The organism is Pseudarthrobacter sp. S6 (genome assembly GCF_050156575.1).
Taxonomy (GTDB): domain Bacteria; phylum Actinomycetota; class Actinomycetes; order Actinomycetales; family Micrococcaceae; genus Arthrobacter.
The window spans coordinates 1,889,449-1,914,633 of sequence record NZ_CP189581.1 but is presented as its reverse complement, the minus strand read 5'-3'; the positions used below and the strand labels follow the sequence as shown (position 1 = coordinate 1,914,633).

Annotated in this window: 24 protein-coding genes; 11 read left to right on the top strand and 13 right to left on the bottom strand. The window is 64.2% G+C overall.

Translation table 11 applies throughout. The features are described 5' to 3' along the window. The first annotated feature begins 78 nt into the window (after positions 1-78). Entirely contained in the window at positions 79-972 is an 894-nt protein-coding gene (locus ACQCS0_RS09255) for a TIGR01777 family oxidoreductase (protein ID WP_354222919.1), read from the top strand. A gap of 141 nt (positions 973-1,113) precedes the next feature. On the opposite strand, the gene ACQCS0_RS09250 is transcribed toward ACQCS0_RS09255, so the two are convergent. Beyond that, complete coding sequence (locus ACQCS0_RS09250; RefSeq protein WP_354222892.1) at positions 1,114-1,257, bottom strand: hypothetical protein; 144 nt, start codon at positions 1,255-1,257, stop codon at positions 1,114-1,116. Between the two features lie 762 nt (positions 1,258-2,019). Between ACQCS0_RS09250 and ACQCS0_RS09245 the strand changes: the two genes are divergently transcribed. Together ACQCS0_RS09245 and ACQCS0_RS09240 are read left to right on the top strand one after the other, a co-directional pair. Beyond that, on the top strand, positions 2,020-2,964 hold the full coding sequence (locus tag ACQCS0_RS09245; protein WP_354222890.1) for an FUSC family protein: 945 nt from the start codon (positions 2,020-2,022) through the stop codon (positions 2,962-2,964). Positions 2,965-3,021: 57 nt separating this feature from the next. Beyond that, a complete protein-coding gene (locus ACQCS0_RS09240) occupies positions 3,022-3,765 on the top strand; it encodes an SDR family NAD(P)-dependent oxidoreductase (RefSeq protein WP_426940189.1) in 744 nt (247 codons plus the stop codon). Between the two features lie 222 nt (positions 3,766-3,987). On the opposite strand, the gene ACQCS0_RS09235 is transcribed toward ACQCS0_RS09240, so the two are convergent. The 3 genes from ACQCS0_RS09235 to ACQCS0_RS09225 all read right to left on the bottom strand — a co-directional run bounded on the left by ACQCS0_RS09235 (position 3,988) and on the right by ACQCS0_RS09225 (position 8,229). After that, on the bottom strand, positions 3,988-4,671 hold the full coding sequence (locus ACQCS0_RS09235; RefSeq protein ID WP_354159065.1) for a response regulator transcription factor: 684 nt from the start codon (positions 4,669-4,671) through the stop codon (positions 3,988-3,990). Continuing rightward, positions 4,664-6,040: a histidine kinase gene (locus tag ACQCS0_RS09230; protein ID WP_354154336.1), complete on the bottom strand. Its 1,377-nt coding sequence runs from the start codon at positions 6,038-6,040 to the stop codon at positions 4,664-4,666. Before ACQCS0_RS09230 ends, ACQCS0_RS09235 begins: the two co-directional genes overlap by 8 nt. Positions 6,041-6,357: 317 nt before the next feature. Further along, positions 6,358-8,229 carry a serine/threonine-protein kinase gene (locus ACQCS0_RS09225; RefSeq protein ID WP_354154337.1) on the bottom strand — a complete coding sequence of 624 codons (1,872 nt, stop codon included), beginning with the start codon at positions 8,227-8,229 and terminating at the stop codon, positions 6,358-6,360. A 148-nt stretch (positions 8,230-8,377) separates the two neighbouring features. Here ACQCS0_RS09225 and lipB point away from each other — a divergent pair, with 148 nt between their 5' ends. The 4 genes from lipB (at position 8,378) to ACQCS0_RS09205 (ending at position 11,346) form a co-directional block, all read left to right on the top strand. Further along, positions 8,378-9,046, top strand: a complete 669-nt coding sequence (gene lipB / locus ACQCS0_RS09220) for a lipoyl(octanoyl) transferase LipB (RefSeq protein ID WP_354154338.1) — start codon at positions 8,378-8,380, stop codon at positions 9,044-9,046. Continuing rightward, positions 9,043-10,050 (top strand): lipoyl synthase, encoded by a 1,008-nt coding sequence (lipA, locus tag ACQCS0_RS09215; protein WP_354154339.1) that lies wholly within the window; start codon positions 9,043-9,045, stop codon positions 10,048-10,050. The genes lipB and lipA overlap by 4 nt, the downstream gene beginning before the upstream one ends. A gap of 86 nt (positions 10,051-10,136) precedes the next feature. Beyond that, entirely contained in the window at positions 10,137-10,889 is a 753-nt protein-coding gene (locus ACQCS0_RS09210; protein ID WP_354154340.1) for a DUF4191 domain-containing protein, read from the top strand. A gap of 106 nt (positions 10,890-10,995) precedes the next feature. After that, complete coding sequence (locus ACQCS0_RS09205; RefSeq protein ID WP_426939549.1) at positions 10,996-11,346, top strand: DUF3817 domain-containing protein; 351 nt, start codon at positions 10,996-10,998, stop codon at positions 11,344-11,346. 70 nt (positions 11,347-11,416) lie between these two features. Here ACQCS0_RS09205 and ACQCS0_RS09200 read toward each other — a convergent pair whose 3' ends face one another. Then, positions 11,417-11,854 (bottom strand): RDD family protein, encoded by a 438-nt coding sequence (locus ACQCS0_RS09200; protein WP_354154342.1) that lies wholly within the window; start codon positions 11,852-11,854, stop codon positions 11,417-11,419. Positions 11,855-12,138: 284 nt separating this feature from the next. On the opposite strand from ACQCS0_RS09200, the gene glnA (ACQCS0_RS09195) reads away from it, so the two are divergent. Continuing rightward, the gene (gene glnA, locus ACQCS0_RS09195; protein ID WP_354154344.1) at positions 12,139-13,563 is read left to right on the top strand and encodes a type I glutamate--ammonia ligase; all 1,425 of its coding nucleotides are present in this window, start codon (positions 12,139-12,141) and stop codon (positions 13,561-13,563) included. A gap of 262 nt (positions 13,564-13,825) precedes the next feature. On the opposite strand, the gene ACQCS0_RS09190 is transcribed toward glnA (ACQCS0_RS09195), so the two are convergent. From ACQCS0_RS09190 to glnA (ACQCS0_RS09175), 4 genes are all read right to left on the bottom strand, one after another. Beyond that, positions 13,826-14,371, bottom strand: coding sequence for a GNAT family N-acetyltransferase (locus ACQCS0_RS09190; RefSeq protein WP_426940219.1), 546 nt, complete (start codon positions 14,369-14,371; stop codon positions 13,826-13,828). Further along, on the bottom strand, positions 14,350-14,793 hold the full coding sequence (locus tag ACQCS0_RS09185; RefSeq protein ID WP_354154345.1) for a VOC family protein: 444 nt from the start codon (positions 14,791-14,793) through the stop codon (positions 14,350-14,352). The genes ACQCS0_RS09190 and ACQCS0_RS09185 overlap by 22 nt, the downstream gene beginning before the upstream one ends. A 66-nt stretch (positions 14,794-14,859) precedes the next feature. Beyond that, a complete protein-coding gene (locus ACQCS0_RS09180; protein WP_354154346.1) occupies positions 14,860-17,871 on the bottom strand; it encodes a bifunctional [glutamine synthetase] adenylyltransferase/[glutamine synthetase]-adenylyl-L-tyrosine phosphorylase in 3,012 nt (1,003 codons plus the stop codon). A 6-nt stretch (positions 17,872-17,877) separates the two neighbouring features. Continuing rightward, positions 17,878-19,218, bottom strand: a complete 1,341-nt coding sequence (glnA, locus tag ACQCS0_RS09175; protein ID WP_282330620.1) for a type I glutamate--ammonia ligase — start codon at positions 19,216-19,218, stop codon at positions 17,878-17,880. Positions 19,219-19,481: 263 nt separating this feature from the next. Here glnA (ACQCS0_RS09175) and panB point away from each other — a divergent pair, with 263 nt between their 5' ends. Continuing rightward, positions 19,482-20,387, top strand: a complete 906-nt coding sequence (gene panB / locus ACQCS0_RS09170) for a 3-methyl-2-oxobutanoate hydroxymethyltransferase (RefSeq protein WP_354154347.1) — start codon at positions 19,482-19,484, stop codon at positions 20,385-20,387. Positions 20,388-20,450: 63 nt separating this feature from the next. Here panB and ACQCS0_RS09165 read toward each other — a convergent pair whose 3' ends face one another. Next, on the bottom strand, positions 20,451-20,615 hold the full coding sequence (locus ACQCS0_RS09165; protein ID WP_185263240.1) for an SPOR domain-containing protein: 165 nt from the start codon (positions 20,613-20,615) through the stop codon (positions 20,451-20,453). Between the two features lie 120 nt (positions 20,616-20,735). Here ACQCS0_RS09165 and map point away from each other — a divergent pair, with 120 nt between their 5' ends. Both map and ppgK read left to right on the top strand, forming a co-directional pair. Further along, complete coding sequence (gene map, locus ACQCS0_RS09160) at positions 20,736-21,614, top strand: type I methionyl aminopeptidase (protein ID WP_354154348.1); 879 nt, start codon at positions 20,736-20,738, stop codon at positions 21,612-21,614. Positions 21,615-21,671: 57 nt separating this feature from the next. After that, positions 21,672-22,475 (top strand): polyphosphate--glucose phosphotransferase, encoded by an 804-nt coding sequence (gene ppgK / locus ACQCS0_RS09155; RefSeq protein ID WP_185263238.1) that lies wholly within the window; start codon positions 21,672-21,674, stop codon positions 22,473-22,475. A 77-nt stretch (positions 22,476-22,552) separates the two neighbouring features. On the opposite strand, the gene nrdR is transcribed toward ppgK, so the two are convergent. The 3 genes from nrdR to ACQCS0_RS09140 all read right to left on the bottom strand — a co-directional run bounded on the left by nrdR (position 22,553) and on the right by ACQCS0_RS09140 (position 25,130). Continuing rightward, positions 22,553-23,059, bottom strand: coding sequence for a transcriptional regulator NrdR (gene nrdR, locus ACQCS0_RS09150; protein WP_354154349.1), 507 nt, complete (start codon positions 23,057-23,059; stop codon positions 22,553-22,555). Positions 23,060-23,210: 151 nt separating this feature from the next. After that, a complete protein-coding gene (gene hisD / locus ACQCS0_RS09145; RefSeq protein WP_354154350.1) occupies positions 23,211-24,587 on the bottom strand; it encodes a histidinol dehydrogenase in 1,377 nt (458 codons plus the stop codon). Between the two features lie 9 nt (positions 24,588-24,596). Then, the gene (locus tag ACQCS0_RS09140) at positions 24,597-25,130 is read right to left on the bottom strand and encodes a hypothetical protein (RefSeq protein WP_354154351.1); all 534 of its coding nucleotides are present in this window, start codon (positions 25,128-25,130) and stop codon (positions 24,597-24,599) included. Between the last annotated feature and the right edge of the window lie 55 nt (positions 25,131-25,185).

Genomic DNA, 25,185 nt, shown 5'->3' with positions numbered 1-25,185 from the left:
GTACGGTCCGAGGGAGGTGCCGGCGGCGTGCGGGCCGTGGGAGGTGCAGGCGGCGTGCGGGCCGTGGTGAGATGGATCATGCACATCCTTATTGCCGGAGCCTCAGGAATGATCGGGACCCACCTGTCCGCAACGCTGCGAGAGGCTGGCCATAACGTGACCACCCTCGTTCGACGCGAGCCCACGTCTGCGGCCGAAATCCGCTGGGACCCGGCAGTGCAGCGGCTCGATCCCCAAGCCTTGGCGGGCGCGGACACCGTGATCAACCTCTCCGGCGCCGGGATCGGGGACAGGCGCTGGACCAGACGCCGGATCGACGAGCTGTTGACGTCGCGGTTGGCTGCCACCAACACACTGACCGCCGCCATGGCCACGCTTGACCACCCGCCGCGGACGTTTATCAGCCAGTCGGCGTCAGGGTACTACGGCGATTCGGGGTCCGCCCAGCTCCGGGAGGATGCGTCGCCGGGTTCGGGCATTTTGTCCCGAATCTGCGTCGAGTGGGAGGCCGCCGCGCATCAGGCGCCGGCAGGTGTCCGCGTGATCACCCCACGCACCGGAGTCGTCCTCAGCCCTGCAGGTGGCGCTCTGGGTCCGATGCTGCCGCTGCTTCGCCTCGGGCTGGGCGGTCCACTGGGACACGGCAGGCAGTACTGGCCGTGGATCACGCTTCCGGACGTCGCCGCAGCATTTCTGTTCCTCGCAGACTCCGGGCTCCACGGACCGGTCAACGTCTGCGCCCGCGAGAGCGCTGACGTCAACGCATTGGTCGGCGCCCTGGCATCCGCGCTCCACCGCCCGGCGTTTTTCCGGGTACCGTCGCCGGCCCTGCGCCTGGTCCTGGGTCAGTTGGCCGACGAACTGATCCTGCCCAGCCAGCGGATGGAACCGGCAGTTCTGGAGGCCGCCGGCTTCCAGTGGCAGCATCCGTCACTGGCCGAGGCCGCTGCATGGGTGGCGGGCAAGCACTGAGTCAACCGGCTGAGGCAGCCTGCTGGTGTCATTTTCCGAAGACGCGTCTGTAGCGAATATCCGGAGTCCTCTGCACAAGTCTCGGAGCCGCGTGCGTTCGGGGTCCGAGGAGAATCGGTACGGAAATTTCAGGCTAGGAGGTCATGCGGCGTCGCCTGAGCGGTTGATGGCTCGGTAGACGGGATGATCGTGGACGGAGCCTCCCATGCTGAGCTTGACTTCGCGACCATTGAGGACTTGGGCGTTCGTGGATACTCGGGCGTATCCGATGAGGAATCCGGTCATGGTCTTGATGTCCCGTTTGCCTTCCCTTCACCGGGCATTTTTGCGGGCGGGGTATACGGGAATGGTCCGGCTGCGGAAACGTGTGGTTTTTCGGCGCTAAATGTCGCATTTCTTGCAGCGATAAATGTCGCACCCAAACTTTGGGATGCGTAGTAGACCGGCGGATTGTGGCTTCGGTGTTTTGGCGTTGTTCATGCTGGACAGCGGTATCGGCCCGGGAGGCCTTGCCAGTGGAAGGTTCGGCAAGGGCTTGGCTCTGTGTGGTCGTCGAACGGAGGACACCACTAGAGACATCGATGCGAAGACCGCCGTCGGCTTCCAACATCGATGGTCAGGGACCAACCCGAGGCCGCTGCCATTGAACCGGTGCCCAATCGGGTAGATGGTTGTGTCACGTGTTCGCAATGACCCAGGAACGGTACGAGGATTTCGATGCAGCCCTGGGATTGGTGGCCGAACTTCCCTGAGTATTTAGGCGGGATTTGTTTGTTGGCCTCGATGGAAACGGCGTGTCCAGACCACGTGCGACGGTGCGGACAAGCGTGGCCAACAGCCCAGGCAACCTCCCGCGCATCTTTCGGGTGTAGCAGACTCCGCGGATCTGCGGGGCGATTCCTGCCATGGGAATAATGATTCCCCATCATGCGTGCGGGGTGGATTCGCGACGATATCGTGGGTATTTATGCCGATCTTTTCAGCCCATCCGTCCGCGGAGGGCTGGTACTCGTGCTGCCCGCCAATCCATGCAAAGGCAATGACACCATGGTGATTTTTAGCCGTCCCCAATCGGGGACCCTACCGATAGCGCTCAAGCTCCTCGTGACCATCATGATTCCCTCTGTCATCGTGAGCGTGTTCGGAGGGACCTCGGCCAGCATGGGATTCGGGCTGGCCATGGGATTGGGCATGGCGGTCACTCCCGTCAGCAAGCCGCGCCAGGCAGCACTGCTGGTGATCGTCGGTGCCGCACTTGGCGGCTTGGCGTCCTTGGCAGGTTCAACGCCCTGGGCCATCGCCGTGCTTATGTTCGTCTCTGCGATCCTCTTTGCAGCCACCAACCAGCGCTCCGCCGGACTGCTCTCGCTGACTCCGGTCATGGTGATCCTCTTTGGCCCCGGTCCCATCAACCTCCCCTGGTGGTCCGCGGTGCTGTGGATCCTTGCCGGAGGGTTGGCCGGCGCCCTGATCACCCGCCTGCTCAAGTTCCAGGCTCCTACACTTCCGGTGGAAAAACGCACCGCGTGGGAGCACGGCATCGCGGTAGGCCTATTGTGTGCTGCGATCATGTACTGGGCGCTGGCCAACAACATCCCCCATGGTTACTGGGTCGCGGTGACCGTACTGATGGCCCTGCGACCACTAGCCAATCAGCGGCGCGAGACCCTCAACGGACGCCTCATCGGCACCTTCCTGGGGGCCATTATCGCTTTGCTGGCCGTGTTGTTCCTGCCCGTCTGGGGCGCCGTCATTGTGGCTGTACTGTGCTTGTTCTTCCTGGTCTGGTATTCCATGGGCGGGGCCTACCTCATGCAGGCACTGGCCTTGACACCGATGCTGTTGATCTTCGCTTCTCTTGGCGATGTCGAGCGCGGATTCGAACTGACCATTGAGCGAGTCATTTTCACGGTCATTGGAATTGCCGCAGCAGTCTTGGTCGCCTTGTTGCTGCGACGCTGGGAATCACGGCGCGAGGCCGCATCCGGATAAAAATCCAACACCACCCCTATTGCGCCAGCAATTTTCCCCAAGGAGGAGAGTGTTCACATGTTTTTGGAAAACCAAGTAGCCCTCGTCACGGCAGCCGGAGCCGGAATCGGACGTGCCATTGCCCTGCGACTGGCCGCAGACGGTGCCTCGATCATCGTCTCTGACGTCAACGACGAAGCCGGTGCCGAGACCGTGGCGCTCATTGAGGCCACCGGCGGTCGAGCGGCCTACAAGCATGCCAATGTCTCCAACGCCGAGGAGGTCAATGCGCTGGTTCCCTTCGCCATCGAGTCCTTCGGCCGTTTGGACATGGCAGTGAACAACGCCGGGGTAGGAGCCATGCCCACGCCCGTGCAGGAGATCACCGCCGCGGACTGGGACCGCACCATCAACGTCACCCTGCGGGGTACCTTCTTGGCCATGCAGTCCCAGGTCGCACACTTTCTGGAACAGGGATGTGGTTCGATCGTGAATATCGCCTCGCTGGCAGGCATCAGCGCCACCCCGCATTTGACCCCCTATGGTGCCGCAAAGCACGGCGTGGTTTCCTTGACCCGCAGCGTCGCCAAGGAAACCGCCGAACAAGGCATCCGCGTTAACGCCGTGGCCCCCGGTGCCATTGAAACCGCGGCGTTGGCTTCCCTGCCTACCGAGTCCAAGGCCGCCTACGCCGCTGAGATCCCGATGAAGCACCTGGGCCAACCCGAAGACATTGCCAACGCAACCGCTTTCCTCCTTTCGGATCAGGCCTCCTACATCACCGGCGTCGTGCTGCGCGTGGACGGCGGAACCGAGGCCTGAACGTGGAATCAGCCGCGCAGCCGGCGCCCTGGTTCCAGGTCCCCAATAGGCCACAGGAGTTGCACCATCATAAACAGCGTCGGTGCCCAGCGGCCCGCGGCGCCGACCGGTCGGATATTCGGGAACCCCCATCAACGATCAGGTGTTGGAAGGCTAGAGCTCCCAGGACAGCAGCGCTCTTGTTCGGCTAATGACCCGTTGCGGATCCCTCTGGTGGTCTGTTCAGGTGCCCAGTAGGCGGCGTTCGTGGGCGAATGCGACCAGCTGGAGCCGGGTGCGGAGTTCCAGTTTGTCCAACACACTGCGCAGGTGAGTTTTGATGGTGGCTTCAGAGACGAACAGACTCTCCGCCATTTCACCATTGCTGAGGCCTTTGGCCGCGAGTAGAAAGACGTCCCGCTCCCGCACGGACAGGACGTTAAGTACGGACAAGTCCGGACCCACAGCGGGAACGTTGCGGGCAGCATGCTCGAAGAGAGAGTGGATGGATCCTGGCGCGATGACGGAGTATCCGGAGTGGACGGTCCGGATCGCTGCCAGCAGGAATTCCGGTTCCGCGCTCTTGAGCAGATACCCGCTCGCCCCGGCCTGCACGGCCTGGACCACGGCCTGATCTCTGTTGAAGGTCGTCAGCGCAATGATCTTTGGCTTGTCGGTTCCGGCCGCCGCGGCGTGCTGCACGATCCGCCGGGTGGCTTCGACGCCATCCATGATCGGCATCCGCAGGTCCATCAGCATGACGTCCGGGCGCCGGTCGATTGCCAGGGTCACCGCCTCTTCCCCGTTACCGGCCTCTCCCGAGAGTTCCAAGTCCTTCTGGCTCTCTATCAGCATGCGGATACCCGCCCGGAACAAGGGCTGGTCGTCCACCAGGGCCACGGTGATGCGCGCACCGGCATCAGCCACGGTCGCCTGCTTCCCGTGCGGCCCCTGTCGGCAGGGGGAGGCCTGTTGCGGCCAGTGCCGGCGGGGCTTCCGCACCTGAAATTTCAACGAAAGTTCCCCCGGCTTCGGCGCCGGCTGTATCGTCCGCTGCCCTCGTTTCCCGGGTTCCGTAGGGGATGAAGACTGTCACCCGGAAGTGTTCGCCGTCCGGTCCGGCCGTCAGCCAGCCGCCGGCCAGATGGGCGCGTTCGCGCATGCCCGGAAGTCCCCTCCCGACCCGGGCGGTGGCCGGATTCGTAGCGCCGTCTTGTTCGGCCGGGTCAACGGCCGAGGCCACGTGCAGAGTCAGGCCCGGCCCGCTCCAGTCAAAGTGGAGCCGCACATCCGTGCCGCGCCCGCCATGTTTGAGGGCATTGGTCAGGCACTCCTGAACGATCCTGAAGACCGCCATTTCCTGTCCGGTGGAGAGTTCCACGGGCGACCCGGACTCGCTGGGGTGGATCTTCAAACTGCCGCGCTGCATCCCTTCGATTAGTGCCGGGATGTCGCTCAGCCGCGGCTGGGGCGTCACCATGCCGTCATCGCGTACTCCTTCGATCACGCGCTGGGCATCCACAAGGGCGCTGCGGGCGGACCGGGCGATGGTGCCCAGGGCATTGAGGACGACCTTGGGCTGGTCCTTGCTCAGATAGCGGGTCCCGTCGGCCTGGGCGGCGATGACTGCGAGGGAATGGGCGAGGACATCGTGCAGATCGCGGGCGATGCGTGTCCGTTCCTGCTCCACGATGAGGTCGATCTCGGTTTCCTTCATGCTGCTCTGCGCAAGCTCCCGGGCCCGGAATAGACTGCCCCGTTCCTGATATAGAGCGAGTAGAAGTCCGACGGCGGCGCAGGCCCCGGCGATCACCAGGAGGAGGGCTAACAGCTGCCAGCCATAGTCCTGCAGCATCCACCGGTCTCCGGCGTACGCCGGCGGATACCAGCCGACACCGTCGCCGTATCTCCACGAGAGCATCAGGAACGCCATGACAGCAGCGGCGACCACGTTCGCGCCCCCAGCGATGAACCGCAGCCGCGGTGGAGCGGTCCACATGATGAAGCCAAGAGCGACAAAGGAACCCAAGTAGATGGCCCAGTGATTGGAATACATAGGCGGCAGGGCATGACTCAACTGTCCGGCAAGGAGCGCAACCGTGAACCCAAGAGACACCAGGGGTTTCCAGGACGCCGTGGCAACAGCCAATGTCATCAAGGCCAGCGGCCAGTTCCCTGACCACGAGAACCAGGACCCTCCCATTCTGCCTGCCTCGGCCACACACCACAGGGAGAAGAAGATGACGGCCGCCACGGGGGCGCCCCAACGCCGTACAAATTTCAGAACTGGTTCCATGCCAGTCACCATATCCACGGCAATCACACCCTTCTCGCCATATCGGTGCAATCTCAACCCAAAAGCCAGATGATTCATCCTTTGAGCCAGCTTTTAGGCACCCTGCGGCCCGTGCTGACTCCGAATCACGGCATGCTCCGCGAGCGATTCGGGACCGATAGTCGCCTTCACCCGAGAACAATTCTCAATCTTTCCCGTAGAGGGTTCCCCAAATGGGACTCACTAAGACCAGGCGTGAGTTGGTGCAGACGACTTTGGACATTCCGTGAAGCCGACTTCGGAAAATCACCGCTGAGGCAGCGTACTGAGACAAATAGTCAGGCCCCAGGCAGGACGTCCGTAATCCGCCACTGGCCGTCAACGGAGACCAGCACCAGCCGGAGGTTCCGGGCAGCCACCGGTGTGCCCGCCGCCACGACTGCCCCGGACGCGTCTTTCTCCTCATACGGCGACGTGGCTGACGTGACAGCAACAACCACCTGGCCGGGTGGACTGCCAGGCTGGACCTGCAGGTTCGATACGGAACTGGTGAATCCGGCCAGGACGTGGCCGGACTTCTGGAGCCCGGCCTTGAGACCTGCATCCGCGGCAGCGGCAGCAGATCCCGGGGCATTCACCAGATCCAGCAGCTCCAGCCGGCCGGAGCTGAAGGCCACGGACCTCACCGCAGCCAGTCCCTGGACTGCTTGAAGCGGGTCCGCCGAGGCCAGCTGCGCCGCGGCGGCTGCCGGGACTCCTGTGGCGGCGAGCACTGGGTCCACCCCTCCGGCATCCGCACTCTCCGCCACCGCCTCTGGCCAAGCTGGCGCCCCCCACGGCCCATCCGGCCCAAAGACGCCGGCGGCCCAGATAGTGCCTGCCAGGATCGCACCCGCTCCCACTGCCAACAGCACGGTGCCCCGATTGTGCCCGGCCGTCCCTGAGCGCCCACGGCGCCGGGACGGGCCGGGGTCCACCGATTTCGGCGACGCCACCGTCCGACGCCTCGAACCGGCGTTGGGTTCGTGATCGTGCGTGCCGGGTTCCACAGCATGCCTGCCGCGCGGTCCCGGATTGTCGACGTCGGCGGCCTGGACCGGTGCCGCCAGGCTGCCGGCCCCGGGTGCCCTGGCCACTGATTCGCGGAGCGTTGGCCCGGGAACCGCCAGCATCTCCCTTTCGTCTGCGGCCGGGAACGGAAGGGTCTGCCGCGCCCCGACCAGCCCGGACCAGCGCGACGTCGAAATCCGGCGCCGCCAGGCCTGAAGATTACGGCGGAGCGCGCCACCGGGACGTTCCGGGACGCGGCGCCGTGTCAGCAGCTGCGGAATGACCGTGGCGTGGACCGAGGACGAGAGGTCCACCGGCTGCGGCGGGGCGCTGCGGTAGACCGCCGTCGCCAGCTCAACGGCTGTGGGTCGCAGCCGCCTGTCCTCATTTAGTCCCGCCTCCAGGGCTGCGGCCAGCTCGACTGGAACGTCAGGGAGCAGGAGGGAAAGAGGCGGACGGTCGGCGGTACGGCGTGGCGGCTGGCCCGTAAGGCAGTACCACCCCAGCGCCGCCACCGAGTAAACGTCGCGTTCCGGCTGCAGCCCGGCCCTTACGGCGTCCACGGGTGCCGGATCCATAAACCCAGCGGTTCCGTGGTCAGGCACCGCTGAAACATCACCCACCATCCGTGCAATGCCAACGTCGGAGAGCATTGGCTTGCCATGGCCTGTAAAGAGGACGTTCCCGGGCGATACGTCACCGTGGGTGAACCCCTGGCCGTGCAGGTAGCCAAGTACCTGGGCAATAGGGGTGAGCACGGTGACCGTCTCCCCGATGGTGAGCTTCGCCCTGCTTCCGACCAGCTCTCCGAGGGAACCGCCGGGCGCGTAATCCAGCAGCAGCCCTATTGTCCCTCCGGCCGTCACTGCTGATCCGGCCGGCTCGCGAAGACGGAGGGCATCGTGGGCTTTGATGAGGTGCTGGTGGTCAAGGACAGAAAGAATACGGATTTCACGGCGGATGGCCTCCTCGGCGTCGGCCCCGGTTTCCCTGCCTTCGCCGAGGCCTGTCGCGACGCGGTGCCCGGCACCGAGGCATTTCAGCGCAAACTCGCGCCCGGACCCTTCTTCCGTAACCAGCCACACCGTCGAACTTCCGCCGCGGCCCAACACGCGGCCCACCAGGAACCCGGGAACTACGGGGGCAGTGAAATCATCCATGACCCATGTCTAGCGGAATCCGGGAATGCCTGCAGAAGTTATCCACAGGCCATGGGCATCCACCGGATCCGCCAGCGCATGAGTCAGTGCATGAGAGGTCCGACACTATAACCGGACCCCTCGCGGATCGGGGTCTAAGCTTGACGGCATGACTCTTGAGTTTTCACAGGTGGGTCTCGCCCCGGACTTCGTTGACTACACGCGCGGCTGGGATCTGCAGCGCGGGATCCACAGCAAGGTCGTCACAGCCGAGGCGCCCAGCACTGTCCTCATCCTTGAACATGCCGCTGTCTATACAGCGGGCAAGCTCACGGAAGAGCACGAGCGCCCGTTGGACGGCACGCCCGTCGTTGCGGTGGACCGCGGCGGCAAGCTGACCTGGCACGGCCCCGGCCAGCTGATCGTGTATCCGATTCTCAGGCTGAAGAACCGGTCAGGCATCCGAGACTATGTTGAGCGGCTTGAAGCGGTCATGATCGCCGTTATGGCCGACTACGGCATCAACGCTGAGCGCATAAAGGGACGGGCCGGCGTGTGGATCACCGCTGACAGCAAAGGCCCGGACCGGAAGATTGCAGCGATCGGCATCCGCGTCCTGGACGGGGTCACAATGCACGGCGTTGCCATTAACTGCAACAATGATCTGGCGCCCTATGCCCAGATCATCGCCTGTGGCATCACCGACGCCAGCGTCACCACAATGTCCATCGAAACCGGCAGGAACATCGCCCCCGGCGATATCGCGGACCGGTTCGTGGAAGAATTTCGCAAGCACGAAGAAGCACTCGTTTCAATCCCTGAGGGAGCACTCCTGTGACACTGGCACCAGAAGGCCGGAAGCTGCTGCGCGTTGAGCAGCGTAACTCTGCAGTACCTGTGGAGCGGAAGCCGGAGTGGATCAAGGCGAAGGTCCAGATGGGTCCGGAGTATGTCCAGCTCAAGAACCTGGTTAAGAAGGAAGGCCTGCACACGGTGTGTGAGGAGGCCGGCTGCCCGAACATTTTTGAGTGCTGGGAAGATAAGGAAGCGACGTTCCTGATTGGTGGCTCCGAATGCACCCGGCGTTGTGATTTCTGCCAGATCGATACGGGTAAGCCGTCCCCGGTGGACGTGTTTGAGCCCACGAAGGTGGCCCGCTCGGTCCTGGCCATGCAGCTGCGCTACGCCACCGTCACCGGGGTGGCCCGAGATGATCTGGCCGATGAGGGTGTGTGGCTGTATGCCGAGACGGTGCGGAAGATCCACGAGCTGAACCCGGGCACCGGCGTTGAACTGTTGATCCCTGACTTTTCCGGCAAGCCCGAGCACATCGAGGCGATCTGCGCTTCGAAGCCGGAGGTCTTCGCGCACAACGTTGAAACCGTGCCCCGGATTTTCAAGCGGATCCGGCCCGCGTTCCGGTACGAGAGGTCCCTGGATGTCATCACCCAGGGCCGGAACCTGGGCATGGTGACCAAATCCAACCTGATCCTGGGTATGGGCGAGACCCGCGAGGAGATCTCCGAGGCGCTGCGGGACCTGCACGAGGCCGGCTGTGACCTGATCACCATCACCCAGTACCTTCGACCGTCCGAGCGGCACCTGCCGGTGGACCGCTGGGTCAAGCCGCAGGAGTTCGTGGACCTCCAGGACGAGGCCAAGGAGATCGGCTTCCTCGGCGTCATGAGTGGACCCCTGGTCCGTTCCTCCTACCGGGCCGGCCGGCTCTGGGCCACCGCGATGCGGAAGAAGGGCTGGGAAATCCCCGCCCAGCTCGCCCACATCGAGTCTTCCGGCAGCACCCGCCAGGAAGCCAGCACACTGCTGGCAGCCCGTTCCTAAGCCGTAGTTTGGTATCCCTGCGGGCCGGCACCGGACATTCTCCGGTGTCCGGCCCGCAGGCATAAATCACGTAGAATTGAGGAACTATGGCGAACACCCCTGATTCCAGTAACAGCACTCCGGCGGCCCCTGACGCCTCGAAACGTGGCCTCTTCTCGCGCAAGCCAAAACAAGCAAAGGTCAAGAAGCCCAGCCGGCTCAAGCAGATCGGCGAAGTCTTTAACATGACCCGCCGCCATGATCCCATGGTCCCGTGGCTGATGCTGCTGGTATTTCTGGGTGTTGTGGCTGTCGGCTTCCTGGTGGGTTATTGGCTGGAAAATTGGATCACTGGCCTGCTCATCGGCATTCCGCTGGGCCTCCTCGGCGCCACCCTGATCCTCTCGCGTCGCGCCGAACGCGCCGCCTTCGCCCAGATCGAGAACCAGCCCGGAGCCTCAGGCGCCGCACTGGGCACGCTGAAGCGCGGCTGGATCACCGAGGACCAGCCGGTCGCCGTAAACCCACGCACGCAGGACGCCGTGTTCCGCGCCGTCGGCCGTCCCGGCGTCGTCCTCGTCAGCGAAGGCCCCACCATCCGCGTCAAGCCGATGCTCGACGCTGAGCGTAAGCGCCTCGCGCGCATCCTCCCAAACGTCACGGTCCACATGATCGAAAGCGGCCGCGGCGAAGGCCAGGTCCCAATCAGCCAGGTAGCCAAGAAGATGGGCAAGCTCAAGAAGGAGCTGACCAAGCTTGAGGTGAATGCCGTATCCAAACGCATTTCCTCGCTGGGCAACCGACTCCCGATCCCCAAGGGAATCGACCCTTACAAAGCGCGTCCCAACCGCGGACGCTAAGACTCTTGAACTGCCCGGGTTCCGGCCAAGCCGGAACCCGGGCAGATTTTGTCTGCCGACGCCGGCCACCCGGGCGGGTACATTGATTGGAAGCAGCTACATGACGATTCCCGCTAGAACCCTCGTCATCCGGACCTTCCGCGTCCTGGCGGTTGCCGAATGCTGCAGCTGGGCTGCGCTCCTGGCGGGCATGTACTTCAAATGGGTCGCCAAGACCACCGAACTGGGCGTGGAGATCGCCGGTCCTATCCATGGTGCGCTGTTTGTGGGCTACGGCATCGCTGCCCTCGCCCTGTGGCGCCTCCAGCGGTGGCCCTTCGTGGTGGCCCTGTTCGCGGGGCTGTCGGCAGTGTTCCCGTTCGCCACGGTGGCGTTCGAACGCTGGGCCGGAAAGCACGGCTACCTGACGCCACGCACGGCCGTCGCTGCCGGGACGAAGGAAACGGCGGGGGTCTGACCCGGCACGGCACTGTATTCCCAAGCCGCGGGGTGCCGGCACATGGCCTTCGCCAAGCGCATGGACCCTGCTAGCGTCTGACGAGGACAGTATCCATCGCCTTGTCGTGCAGTCCCCGCTGGTCCGGATCGAAAATTACGGCAGGAATCACTAGGCACAGCAACACTGACCTCACCACGGCGGCCATCGGACCAGCGGGTCCGCCGCCCAGGCGCAGCACGTGGATCCCGGCCACGCGGTGGCCGATGCTGTAACCAAGGGTGCCCACGAGCAGCATCTGTTCCGCGGCAAATACCGCCAACGTGGCCCAGGAGTCACCGCCAAAGGCAAAATTACTGATCAGCAGGGCAATCCCCCAGTCAAGGGCGATGGCGAGGAAGCGCCTGCCTGCCCTGGCCATGGAGCCGGAACCGGATTCGGGCATTCCCAACCGCTCCCCCGGGTACCTTGAGATGCCGGACGTGTCCGGTCCGCTGAGCCAGGAACCAATATCATTGCGATCTACCACCGTCCAAGCTTACCGACTCACCGCCGACCACAGAGTGGAAACTGTTGGACCACACTTTGGACACCGGATAGCGTTACCTGTTCAGGACAATTCTGTAACCTGAACAGGGCATTCTGTAACCTGCCCGAAACAATGTGGACACTGACGGGAAATGACGTGTCCATAGGCTGATAACAGTTTCAAGCAATACCTCCCAAGCAGGGAAACCAGGTTTCCCTGCCCTTCGGATTGCGCTGGATCAGTTGGCTTGCCAGCCAGATATTACATATGCGTAAGGAGCATAGATGTTCAAGACTGCGGACGAAGTCCTCAAGTTCATCAAGGACGAAGATATTAAATTCGTCGATATCCGCTTCACCGACCTCCCGGGTGTGCAGCAGCACTTCAACGTGCCGGCCAAGAGCGTCGACGCGGACTTCTTCATCAACGGCCAGCTCTTCGACGGTTCCTCCATCCGCGGCTTCCAGGGCATCGCCGAATCCGACATGCAGCTGATCCCGGACGTTACCACCGCATTCCTGGACACGTTCCGCATGGAAAAGACTCTTGCGCTGAACTTCTCGATCGTGAACCCCCGCACCGGAGACCCGTATCACCGCGATCCCCGCGGCGTAGCCGAAAAGGCTGAGGCCTACCTCGCCTCCACGGGCATCGCCGACACCGCGTTCTTCGCTCCGGAGGCCGAATTCTTCGTCTTCGACAACGTCCAGTACCAGTCCTCCCCCGAGGGCAGCTTCTACAAGATCGACTCCGAAGAAGCACACTGGAACACCGGCCGCGAAGAAGAGGGCGGAAACCTCGGCTACAAGACCCCCATCAAGGGCGGCTACTTCCCGGTTTCCCCCACCGACAAGCAGGCTGACCTCCGCGACGCCATGTGTATCGCCCTGGATGAGGCAGGCCTCGAGGTCGAGCGCAGCCACCACGAGGTAGGCTCCGCCGGCCAGGCTGAAATCAACTACAAGTTCACCACCCTGACCCACGCCGCGGACGACCTGCAGAAGTTCAAGTACGTCATCAAGAACACGGCCGATGCCTGGGGCAAGTCCGTGACCTTCATGCCGAAGCCGGTCTTTGGCGACAACGGTTCGGGCATGCACTGCCACCAGTCGCTGTGGACCAACGGCGAGCCGCTGTTTTACGACGAAAAGGGCTACGCCGGCCTGTCCGACATGGCCCGCTGGTACATCGGCGGCCTGCTGAAGCACTCCTCCGCCGTCCTCGCCTTCACCAACCCGACGGTGAACTCCTACCGCCGCCTGGTCAAGGGCTTCGAAGCTCCGGTCAACATGGTGTACTCGCAGGGCAACCGCTCCGCCGGGATCCGTATCCCCATCACGGGCTCCAACCCCAAGGCCAAGCGCATCGAGTTCCGCGCTCCGGACCCCTCGTCCAACCCGTACCTGGCCTTCGCTGCCCAGCTGATGGCCGGGATTGACGGCATCCGCAACCGCATCGAACCGCCGGCTCCAATCGACAAGGACCTCTACGAGCTGCCTGCCGAGGAAGCCAAGGACATCCCGAAGGCTCCGGGTTCGCTGGAAGAGGCGCTGGAGGCCCTGCGCGAGGACAACGAGTTCTTGCAGGCCGGTGGCGTGTTCACCCAGGACCTGATCGACACCTGGATCGAGTACAAGTACGAGTACGAGATCCGCCCGCTGTCCCTGCGCCCGAACCCATACGAGTTCGAACTCTACTACGGCGTCTAGCACGATCGGCGGCTGAACACGTTCAGGCCGCCAAAAAGTCCGCCCGGGCTGCCAGCATCAATGCTGCAGCCCGGGCGGACTTTTTTGTCTCTTTAGGTGGGGGCTGCCTCCAGACGTGCTGAGACCAGGAGCCAGCCCCCTGACATGTGCTCCCCGAGACGAAGACTTTTCAAGCCTTCCCCCCAACAAGGTTTGAAGAACACCGCCAATCCACATGATCCGTCAATGTTGAGCCGGAGGCAATGCAAACCGCCGAAGACTATTATGTGAAGCTCCGGTACATGGTCCGTTGCGGTCCGGAACTGCCGCCCAGGTACTGCCCCTGGTCCACAAAGCCGGCGGTCCGGTATGCGGCCAGCCCGGCCGGGTTGGTTTCGTTGACGGAAAGCACGACGCCGGCCTCGTGGGTTCCGCGCCTGGCGGTCAGTTTCGCGGCGGCGTCCACTGCGGACGTGGCCGCCAGCTGTCCGAGGCCCTGCCCCTGGTGGCGCCTGTCGATCAGGAAACCGCGGAGCAGCCACGCAGAATCCTCGTCCGGCCAGCCGGCCAGGCGCGCGGCACCGGCCTGGAGGGTCAGCACGCCGACTGCGTAGCCCGCAGCCTCCACGACATACGGGAACCGCGAATCCTCCTCCAGTCCCGCCAGGACCATGCGGAGCGGGTCACCCACGAAGATGCTTTGTCCTGGGCCCAGTTCAAGGTTGGCTACCTCACCCAGCTGGATGGCAAGGGCATCACCGTCGAGGTCATCCAGGGCGATGAGCCAGACAGAATCAACCCGGGTTTTCAGGTGGGCTGTCCGTCTGATCCGGCGGGGGTTCCGTCGTCGGCAGGTGGACCGGCAGGGTCCATCCAAAGTACCTCCCACAGGTGCCCGTCCAGGTCCTGGAAACTGTGGTTGTACATAAAGCCGTAGTCCTGGACCTCCTGCGACGGGGTGCCGCCAGCGGCCAACGCCTTGCGTATGGTTGCGTCGACGTCTTCCTTGCTGTCTACCGAAAAGGCCATGATGGCTTCGGTGGAACTGGTGGCGTCGGCCACGTCCCTGGAGGTGAAGGTCTTGAAGAATCCCTCTACCAGGAGCATAACAAAGGCGTTGTCGTTGATGATCATGCAGGTCGCGTTTTCGTCGGTGTAGTCCGGGTTGAACGAGAAGCCCAGGGCGGTGAAGAAATCGACGGACCGCTTCAGGTCCTTAACGGCCAGGTTCACATAAATTTGCGTTGCCATGGCCCCCAACCTAGCACCGAGCCTCCGCGACTGTCTGCAGCCCTCCGGGGAGGACCCAAACAGCGGCTAATGGCCGTAGAAGGCTTTCTCGAACACACCCCGGGCACGCCGGCTCAGCCGGAGGTAGTCCTCTTCCAGGGCGGCCGCGTGGCCTGGTGCGTAGCCGCACCAGCGGGCCACCGCCTCCAGGTCCCCCCGCGCAGATGGCAGCAGGTCCGAAGCCCTGCCGCTCCAAATGACGTTGGCGGACCGGATCCTGCTGGCGAGCCGCCACGCCTCGGCCAGCAGCTTTGCGTCGGCAGCCGTGAGCAGGTTCAGTGAAGCCGCGGCTTCAAGGGCCTCCACCGTGGACGTTGTCCGCAGTTCCGGGTGCTTGGCAGCGTGCTGGAGCTGGAGCAGCTGTACCAGCCACTCAACGTCGCTCAGCCCCCCGCGGCCAAGCTTCAAGTGGCGTGCGGGGTCCGCCCCGCGCGGCAACCGCTCCGATTCCACCCGCGCCTTGACCCTGCGCACCTCCCGGACATCCTGCTCCGAAATCGACGCCGGGTACCGGATCGGGTCGATGAGCGACAGGAAGTCCTCGGCCAGGGCGTCGTCGCCCGCCATGGGCCGGGCCCGCAACAGCGCCTGCGCTTCCCAGATCAACGACCAGCGGCGGTAATATTCGGCAAACGAATCGAGGGAGCGGACCATGGCGCCGTTCTTGCCTTCGGGCCGAAGATCCGCGTCCATCTGCAGTACACGCTCGGCCATAATGGCCGGTTTAAGTGGCTGTGTGAGCAGGCTGGAGACCTTGGCCACAATCCGGGCCGCCTGATCCTGCGCCTCCTCGTCGGTATAGCCCGGCAACGCGCGGTGCACGTACATCACGTCGGCGTCGGAGCCGTAGCCGATCTCGCGGCCGCCCTGCCGGCCCATGGCCACCACCAGCATCGCGGTCTTCAGCGGTCCCTCAGCGGTGATGATTCCTTCGGCCACACGCAGGGCGCCCAGCACCGCTGCCCGGTCGGTGTCCGCCAGCGCCGCGCCCACCTGGTCCTGGTTGAGCAGCCCGGCAGAATCGGCGATCGCGATCCGCAGGATCTCCCTGCGCCTGATCAGCCGGATTAGCCTGATGGCGTTTTCCGGGTCCGAGTGCCGCGACATTTTGGCCGTGATTTCCTGCCACTGGGCTTCGAAGTTCAATGGCGCAAGGTCCTTGTTGGTGCCCAGCCATGCCACCGATTCCGGCGACACCTCCAACAGGTCAGCGATCAGCCGTGAGTTGGCGAGAACGTTGCATAACCGTTCGGCCGCGGCGGTGGAATCGCGGAGCATGCCCAGGTACCAGTGGGTAGTGCCAAGGGCCTCACTGACGCGCCGGAACGCGAGCAGCCCGGCGTCGGGATCAACGCCGCTGGCGAGCCAGTCCAGCAGGATGGGCAGCAGCTGGCGTTGCAACGCCGCGCGCCGGCTGACACCTGCGGTCAGCGCCTCAATGTGCCGCATGGCTCCCCTCGGATCGCGATAGCCCAGTGCGGCAAGGCGGCCCTGGGCGGCCTCAGGCGTCAGCCTGGCGTCTTCGGTGCTGAGTTTGGCTGCCGTGTTCAGCAGCGGCCGGTAGAAAATACGCTCGTGCAGTTCACGGACAGAGCGTTTGGTCTTCTGCCAGGTGGCCAGCAGCGAAGCCGGCGGTGGCCTGTCATTGGAGAAAGGGCTAAGGACTGCCTTTGCAAGGGCTCGCTGTGCCGCCTCGCCCACGGGCATCAGGTGCGTCCGCCGGAGCTGGAACAGCTGGATGCGGTGCTCCAGGACCCGCAGGTATCGGTAGGCGTGGTCGAAAGCGGCGGCGTCGGTCCTGCCGATGTAGCCCCCGGCGGACAAGGCCGCAATGGCTGCGGTGGTATCCCTGCGGCGGAGGGTTTCGTCGGATTTTCCGTGCACCAGTTGGAGCAGCTGCACGGTGAACTCGACGTCCCGGAGGCCGCCCCGGCCAAGCTTGATCTGCCGCTGTTCCTCCGCCGCCGGGATATGCTCTGTGACCCTGCGGCGCATCGCCTGCACGGACTCCACAAACCCTTCACGGCCCGCGGAGCTCCAGATCAGTGGAGTCACGGCCTTTTCGTAGCGCTCCCCCAGGTCCCTGTCGCCGGCGATGGTCCGGGCCTTCAGGAGTGCCTGGAATTCCCAGCTTTCCGCCCAGCGCGCGTAGTAACTTTCGTGCGACGCGAGGGTTCGGACCAGGGGGCCGGACTTGCCCTCCGGCCGCAGGTTGGCGTCCACTTCCCAGAGACCGGGCTCACGTGCCACCGACGAGATGGCCCGGGAAATGCCGGCGGCCAAGGCTGTGCCGATGGTGTTGGCACGGGCGTCATCGAGGTCGCCGGCGTCGATCACGTAGATGACGTCGACGTCGGAAATATAGTTCAGTTCCCGCGCTCCGCATTTGCCCATCCCGATGACGGCCAGACCGACGGCGGCCACTTCCCTGGCGCTGAACTGCTCAGCAGCCTCGGCACGGGAAACTGCCAGCGCAGCTTCGATCGCGGCCCCCGCCAGATCAGCGAGCTCAGCCCCGACGGCGGGCATAAAGTCCAGCGGGTCAGCGGCGCACATGTCCTTGACCGCCAGGTCCACCACCCCGCGGCGATACGCCGACCGCAGCGCCGCATAAGCTTCGGTTCCGGTCACTCCTGCCACGGGCCGGGCTGACGAGGGTTCCGCACGGACAGATTTCAGGAGCACAGAGCGGAGTTGCTCCGGATCTGCCTGCAGTGGCTCGGGACTGGCGGTGACTTCGAAGGCATCGAGGTGTTCCGGGTGCCGGATAAGGAATTCCCCGAGTGCTTCGGAGGCCCCGAGCACCCTGTAGAGCGGCTCGCTGGTCTCCGGATCGGCCGCCGCCAGCTCCCGGAGACCCGGGTGCTTTTCAATCAGCCGCACTAGTGACTGCAGGGCGGTGTCGGGGTTGGCGGCCAGCTGCAGGCCGGCGAAAATCCTGTCCGGGTCAAGGCCAATCAGCTCCGGGGCAGCAAGGAAGCGCTCACCCTTCTCCAGGTCACTGAAGCCGGCTGAGATGAGGCGGCGTGCGAGGCTCACCGCCGCCTAAAGAATGCCGAGGTTGCGCTGCAGTTCGTAAGGCGTCACCTGGAGCCGGTAGTCCTGCCATTCGGCACGCTTGTTGCGCAGGAAGTGCTCGAAGACCTGCTCACCGAGGATCTGCGGCATCAGCTCGGAGTCCTCCATGGACCTGATGGCATCGTGAAGGCTGGCGGGCAGGGGGTCGTGGCCCATGGCGCGACGCTCGGCGGAGCTCAGCGACCAGACGTCGTCCTCTGCTGCGGCGGGCAGCTCGTAGCCTTCTTCGATCCCCTTCAGTCCGGCCCCCAGCAGGACAGCATAGGCAAGGTAGGGGTTCGCTGCTGAATCAATGCCGCGGTATTCGATGCGGGCCGACTGGCCCTTGCCGGGCTTGTACAGCGGGACCCGGACCAGGGCCGAACGGTTGTTGTGCCCCCAGCTGAGGTAGCTCGGTGCTTCGCCGCCACCCCAGAGCCGCTTGTAGGAGTTCACAAACTGGTTGGTCACAGCGGTGAATTCGGGGGCGTGCTTCAGGATGCCTGCGATGAATTGGCGGGCGGTTTTGGAGAGCTGGAATTCGGCGCCGGCCTCATAAAAAGCGTTAGCGTCACCTTCGAACAGCGAGAAGTGCGTGTGCATCCCGGAGCCGGGGTGGTCGGTGAAGGGCTTGGGCATAAACGTGGCGTAAGTGCCCTGCTGGAGGGCCACTTCCTTGATCACCGTGCGGAAGGTCATGATGTTGTCCGCGGTCTGCAGGGCGTCCGCGTAGCGCAGGTCGATCTCGTTCTGGCCGGGACCGGCTTCATGGTGGCTGAACTCCACCGAAATACCCACGGATTCCAGCATGGTCACGGCCGTGCGGCGGAAGTCCTGCGCCACGCCGCCGGGCACGTGGTCGAAATAGCCGCCCTCGTCAACGGGTATGGGCGCGCCGTCGGGCCCGGGCTGCTGGGACTTGAGGAGGTAGAACTCGATCTCCGGGTGGGTGTAGCACGTAAAGCCCATGTCCGCGGCCTTGGCCAGCGTGCGCTTGAGGACATTGCGGGGATCCGCGGCCGACGGTTCGCCGTCCGGAGTCAGGATGTCGCAGAACATCCTCGACGTCTGTTCCGTCTCGCCACGCCACGGCAGGATCTGGAAGGTGGACGGATCCGGTTGTGCCAGCATGTCCGATTCGAACACGCGCGCCAAGCCTTCGATGGCTGAACCGTCGAAACCGAGTCCCTCCTCAAAGGCCCCTTCGACCTCGGCCGGGGCAAGTGCCACCGATTTGAGTGAACCTACGACGTCGGTGAACCACAAACGTACGAACCGTACGTCGCGTTCCTCGATTGTGCGCAGGACAAACTCTTGCTGGCGGTCCATGATGGCCTCTTCTCCGGTCAATCGTTCATGCCCCGGGCCCGCGGAAGCGGCGGCCGGCAGCAGTTCACCATTACTTTACTAAGCAATCGGCTCCAATGCGGGCGACCGCACCGCGCGTAACACAGCGTTAACACGGCAACCACGGCCGGCCGCGCCCACGGGTGGCAAATATGCCCCGACGGGCACCTGAATATGACACGGATCACGGTCCGCTGGCCCGTCTGCGGTGGCTAGGACTGCCGGTGCCGCATTACGCTCTTGCCATGGACTCCACCAATAGCTCTGAGTCAAGCGCGTCCGCTGAAGTACACGCACCCTACGGAACCGGACCTGCACCGGAGCAGGCACCGTCGTCGGAATTTAATGCGAAGCCCGCACCCAGGGTGCGCATCCACCACCTGCAGCAGGCCAAGCGGGACGGTAAACGCTTCGCCATGCTGACCGCCTATGAGCAGTACAGCGCGGAGATCTTCGACCAGGCCGGCATCGAGGTCCTCCTGGTGGGCGATTCGGCATCCAACAACGTTTTCGGCAACGAGACCAGCCTGCCCGTCACGGTGGATGAGCTCCTCCCCCTCTGCCGCGCCGTGGCGCGGTCCGCCAAGCGCGCCCTGGTGGTGGCAGACCTGCCGTTCGGCAGTTACGAAGTTTCGGCGCAGCAGGGTGTCGAAACAGGCGTCCGGTTCCTCAAGGAAGGGCTGGCCCATGCCGTGAAGATCGAGGGCGGAAAATACTACGCGGAAACCGTCCGCGCCATGGTCCAGGCCGGCGTCCCGGTCATGGCCCATATCGGCTTCACCCCGCAGAGTGAACACGCGCTGGGCGGTTACCGGGTCCAGGGCCGCGGGGAAGATGCGCAGCGCCTGATTGACGACGCAACGGCGCTGGTTGAGGCGGGGGCGTTCGCCGTCCTGATGGAAATGGTTCCGGCGGCCACAGCAGCCGCCGTTGACGCAGCGGTCAGCGTGCCGACTGTCGGGATCGGCGCGGGCAATGCCACCACGGGGCAAGTGCTGGTGTGGCAGGACATGGCCGGGTTGCGCGGTGGCAGGATGGCGAAGTTCGTCAAACAGTACGCTGACCTGCGCACTACCCTCAGCGACGCGGCGAAGGCGTACGGCGACGAGGTCCGAACAGGTGCGTTCCCCGGCCCGGAACACTCTTTCTAGGCCCCGGCAGGTCGCGGGCCCGTTCTGGCCGCTGGCACGTCACGGGCGGCAGATGAGTGCAGTTCAGTCGTCATCGCCCTTTTCCCACGACTCATTCCTGGCCCGGACCTTTTCGAGGGCGTGTTCGGCCTCTTCCCGCGTTTTGTAGGGGCCGATCAGCTGGCTCCAGTCCGAGAGTGCGTCTTCTTCCACCTCGTGGGTGTTTACGTTGTACCAGTACTCAGTCATCGGTGCTCCTAGTTCCGGCTGGCGGAGGCCCGGCCGTGATCCACGTAACTTAAACGTCGACGCGGACAGCTTAGGGCTTCCAGTTACTTGGCCTAATGCGGTGCCTTATATGATCAATCTATGCCTTCCCTAGCCTCGACTGCACCCACCGGCACCCTTACCCGGGGAACCGTGAGCCCGCAGCTCGCCGTTCCAGCGTCCATCACGCGACCGGAATACGTGGGCAAGCCCGGCCCGGCCAAGTTCACCGGCTCCGAGATCAAGTCCGCCGAGACCGTAGAGAAAATCCGGATCGCCAGCCGGATCGCCGCACAGGCCATCGTTGAGGTGGGCAACCACATCAAGCCCGGTGTGACCACCGACCAGCTGGACAAGGTGGGTCACGAATTCCTGCTGGACCACAAGGCCTATCCGTCCACACTGGGCTACCGCGGGTTCCCGAAGTCCCTGTGCTCGTCGTTGAATGAAGTGATCTGCCACGGCATCCCGGACAGCACCGTGGTCCAGGACGGCGACATCCTCAATATCGACATCACGGCATATATAAACGGGGTGCACGGCGACACGAACCACACCTTCCTGGTGGGTGAGGTGGACGACGAATCGCGCCTGCTGGTGGAGCGCACCCGGGAATCCCTCAACCGCGCCGTCAAAGCCGTGGCCCCCGGCCGGGAGATCAACGTGATCGGCCGCGCCATCCAGTCGTTCGCCAAGCGTTTCGGCTACGGCGTGGTGCGGGACTTCACCGGCCACGGCGTCGGCGAAGCGTTCCATACGGGCCTGATCATCCCGCACTATGATGCGGCTCCGGCCTACAACACTGTGATCGAGACCGGCATGGTGTTCACCATCGAACCCATGCTGACACTCGGCACCATCGAATGGGACATGTGGGAAGACGACTGGACAGTTGTCACCCGGGACCACAAGCGGACCGCCCAGTTTGAGCACACCCTGCTGGTGACAGAGTCCGGCGCCGAAATCCTCACGCTCCCCTGAAATTTCCCCGGTCAGCCGCCCGGCCGACCAGCCCGCCCAGCCACGAACGGAACAACATTGGCCAAGAAGGACGAGAAGTCGCACAAGAACGCCCCGCTGATCGGCATTGACATCGGCGGCACGGGAATTAAGGGCGGCATCGTCGACCTGAAAAAGGGCAAGCTCCTGGGTGAGCGGTTCCGCGTGCCTACGCCCCAGCCCGCCACCCCTGACGCCGTAGCGGACGTTGTGGCGCAGGTGGTTGCCGAGCTTTCAAGCCGCCCGGAGGCTCCGGCCGCGGACTCGCCCGTGGGCGTCACCTTCCCCGGCATCATCCAGCATGGCGTGGTCCATTCGGCGGCTAACGTTGACAAGAGCTGGCTCAACACCGATATTGACGCGTTGCTCACCGCACGGCTTGGCCGCCCGGTGGAGGTAATCAACGACGCCGACGCCGCCGGCCTGGCGGAAGCCCGTTACGGCGCGGGCAAAGGCGTGGACGGAACTGTCCTAGTCATCACCCTGGGCACCGGAATCGGCTCGGCATTCATCTTCGACGGACGTCTCGTCCCCAACGCGGAACTGGGGCACCTGGAGATCGACGGCTTTGACGCCGAAAGCAAGGCCTCAGCGGTGGCCCGTGAACGGGACGGACTGACCTGGGAGGAATACAGCGTGCTGCTGCAACGCTACTTCTCCCACGTGGAATTTCTCTTCTCGCCTGAACTGTTCATCGTGGGCGGCGGCATCTCCAAGCGCGCCGACGAATACCTGCCGCACATGAAACTGCGAACCCCGATTGTGCCGGCCGAACTCAAGAATGAGGCCGGGATCGTCGGCGCCGCCGTCGAAATTGCCGTGAAACACAAACTCACAAAATAACCGGCTAATGACCGGCGCCCGAGGGCAGCCGGTGCCGGTGGTGGCGGCGGCTTCCCCTCCGCGGCCACCACCGGAGTTTAAAGGGGGCTCTTTTCGGAGCTCTTGGCGGCCGCCGCCGAGCGTTGCGTGCCTTCTTCCACTGATTCATGGCGGAGCAGTGCAATGGCGGTCTCGAAATCCTCGAGGGATTCGAACGCCTGGTACACGCTCGCAAAGCGAAGGTAGGCCACCTGGTCAAGCTTCTGCAGCGGACCAAGGATGATCAGGCCAACTTCATGGGCGTCGATCTCGGCCGCGCCAGAAGCGCGGATCTGCTCCTCCACCTCCTGGGCCAGGAGCGCCAGGTCATCTTCGCTGACCGGCCTGCCCTGGCATGCCTTACGCACGCCGTTGATAACCTTGCTGCGACTGAACGGTTCACCCACTCCGGAGCGTTTGATCACCGAAAGGCTGGTGGTCTCCACGGTCGTAAACCGGCGGCCGCATTCCGGGCACTGCCGGCGGCGGCGGATGGCCGAGCCGTCATCGGCCATCCGGCTGTCCACAACGCGGGAGTCCGGATTGCGGCAAAATGGACAGTACATGGTGTCCCCTCCCTCGATGTCTTCCGGTGCCGATGTTTCCGGCCCCGGCAGACCTCTCCGCCTCTCAGTTTACGACTACATGTTGCGGAATAACAATCCTGTCATTACCACATGTAGTGGTAACTGTAGTCTGCGCCGGAGACCGTCTGCATCAGCGGGTATGACGGAAGCGTGCCGTGACAGCTTCACCGTGCGCCGGCAGGTCCTCGGCACCGGACAGGCTCACAATGTGGCCGCTGACTTCCTGCAGCGCGGCCCGGCTGTAGTTGATGACCTGGATGGCACGCAGGAAGGTGGTCACGTTCAGTCCGGAGGAAAACGCCGCCGTCCCGCTGGTGGGCAGGACGTGGTTGGAGCCGGCGCAGTAGTCGCCCAGGCTGACAGGACTATAGTCCCCCACAAAGATCGCGCCGGCGTTCCGGATCCGGGCAGCTACCGCCGGCGCATCCGCGGTCATGATTTCAAGGTGTTCAGCAGCGTAGGCGTCACACGCGGCGATGCCTTGTTCCAGGTCCTCCACCAGGACCACTCCCGACTGCGGGCCGGACAGTGCCTCACGTACGCGCGCGGAGTGCTTAGTGCCGGCCGCCTGCCGGTCCAGTTCGGTGCGGACTGCCGCGGCAAGGTCCTCCGAGTCCGTGATGAGCACGGAAGCCGCCTGGGGATCGTGCTCCGCCTGGCTGATCAGGTCTGCTGCCACGAGGTCAGGTTGCGCCGTCGCATCAGCCAGGATGGCGATTTCGGTGGTTCCGGCCTCGGAATCGATTCCCACCACACCCTTGACCAGGCGCTTCGCCGTCGCCACAAAAATGTTTCCCGGACCCGTGACTACATCAACGGGTTCCAAAGCGGGCCCGGAGTCGTTGGCCTCCACGCCGTAGGCGAAGGCAGCGATTGCCTGTGCACCGCCGATGGCGTAGACCTCGTCGATACCGAGCAGGGCCGCTGCCGCAAGGATGGTGGGGTGCGGGAGGCCGCCGAAATCTTTCTGCGGCGGTGATGCCAGGGCGATGGACTGTACTCCCGCAGCCAGGGCCGGGACAACATTCATGATGACCGACGACGGATATACGGCAAGGCCACCGGGCACGTACAAACCCACCCGAGAAACCGGAACCCAATTCTGGCTCACCAGCGCGCCGTCGCCGAGTTCAACGTCAAGATCACGCGGCCGCTGCCCGTCCGCGAAGCGCCGGGCGCGGCTGATGGATTCTTCCAGCGCGCCGCGGACCGCCGGATCCAGCCCCGCCAGCGCCCGGGCCAGGGAGGCTGCCGGGACCCGCGGGTGGACCTGCTGGACTCCGTCGAAACGGAGTGCCAGGTCGCTGAGGGCGGTGAAGCCGTCCGTGCGGACGGCCTTGATGATGTCCACTACCTTTTGTTCCGCGTCCGCCACGGTGTGCTGCCGCGCCCGGGGAACAGCGGCGCGCAAACCGGCGAGGGTCAGACCCCTGCCGCGAAGGTCGACTGTCCGGAAGCTGACAGCGGCGGCAGTGGGTGTGGCTGGAAATTCAGGAGAAATGGTCACCGGTCCATTTTACGCGCCGGGCGCGCTGCCTTCGGCTACCGGCGTGCCCGTGCTCCCGGGCCCACTCTTGAGCAGGTTCACCAGGCTTAGGACAAACACGGACGCGGCAGTCGCGGCTGGCCACAAAATAAGCACGGGCAGGGACCGGAGCGTGAACGCGACGCTTGCGTTGACCGACGTGTCTGCGGGTCCGCCCCATAGCTGGCCCGCAAGAACGCCGGTCGGCCACGCGATCAGCGCCCCGCCCAGTCCGCCGGCCAGGCCCAGGAGAAAGACCGCCTGCTCATCGCGGGCGCCCTTATCCGCCAGGAACACGGCAACCAGGCACCCTGCGAACACACAAAGTCCAGCAAGGGTGAGGTCCCTGGGCAGCCATACGTCCGGGTTGGTCCCGGCTGCCAGGGCGGGGTCGCGCGTGATCAGGTTCAAGCCACCTGGGGCAAGCAGCCACCACAACAGGCCGACAGGAACACCACCGGCAGCAGCAGCGGCAAAGCATTTCCACGGCAGCCGGGCGGACCGGCGGCTGAAGTGTTCTCTCATGAAACAAACCTTAACAAATCTCGGCGTGTCCGGTCAGATGACGTGGGCAGTCTTG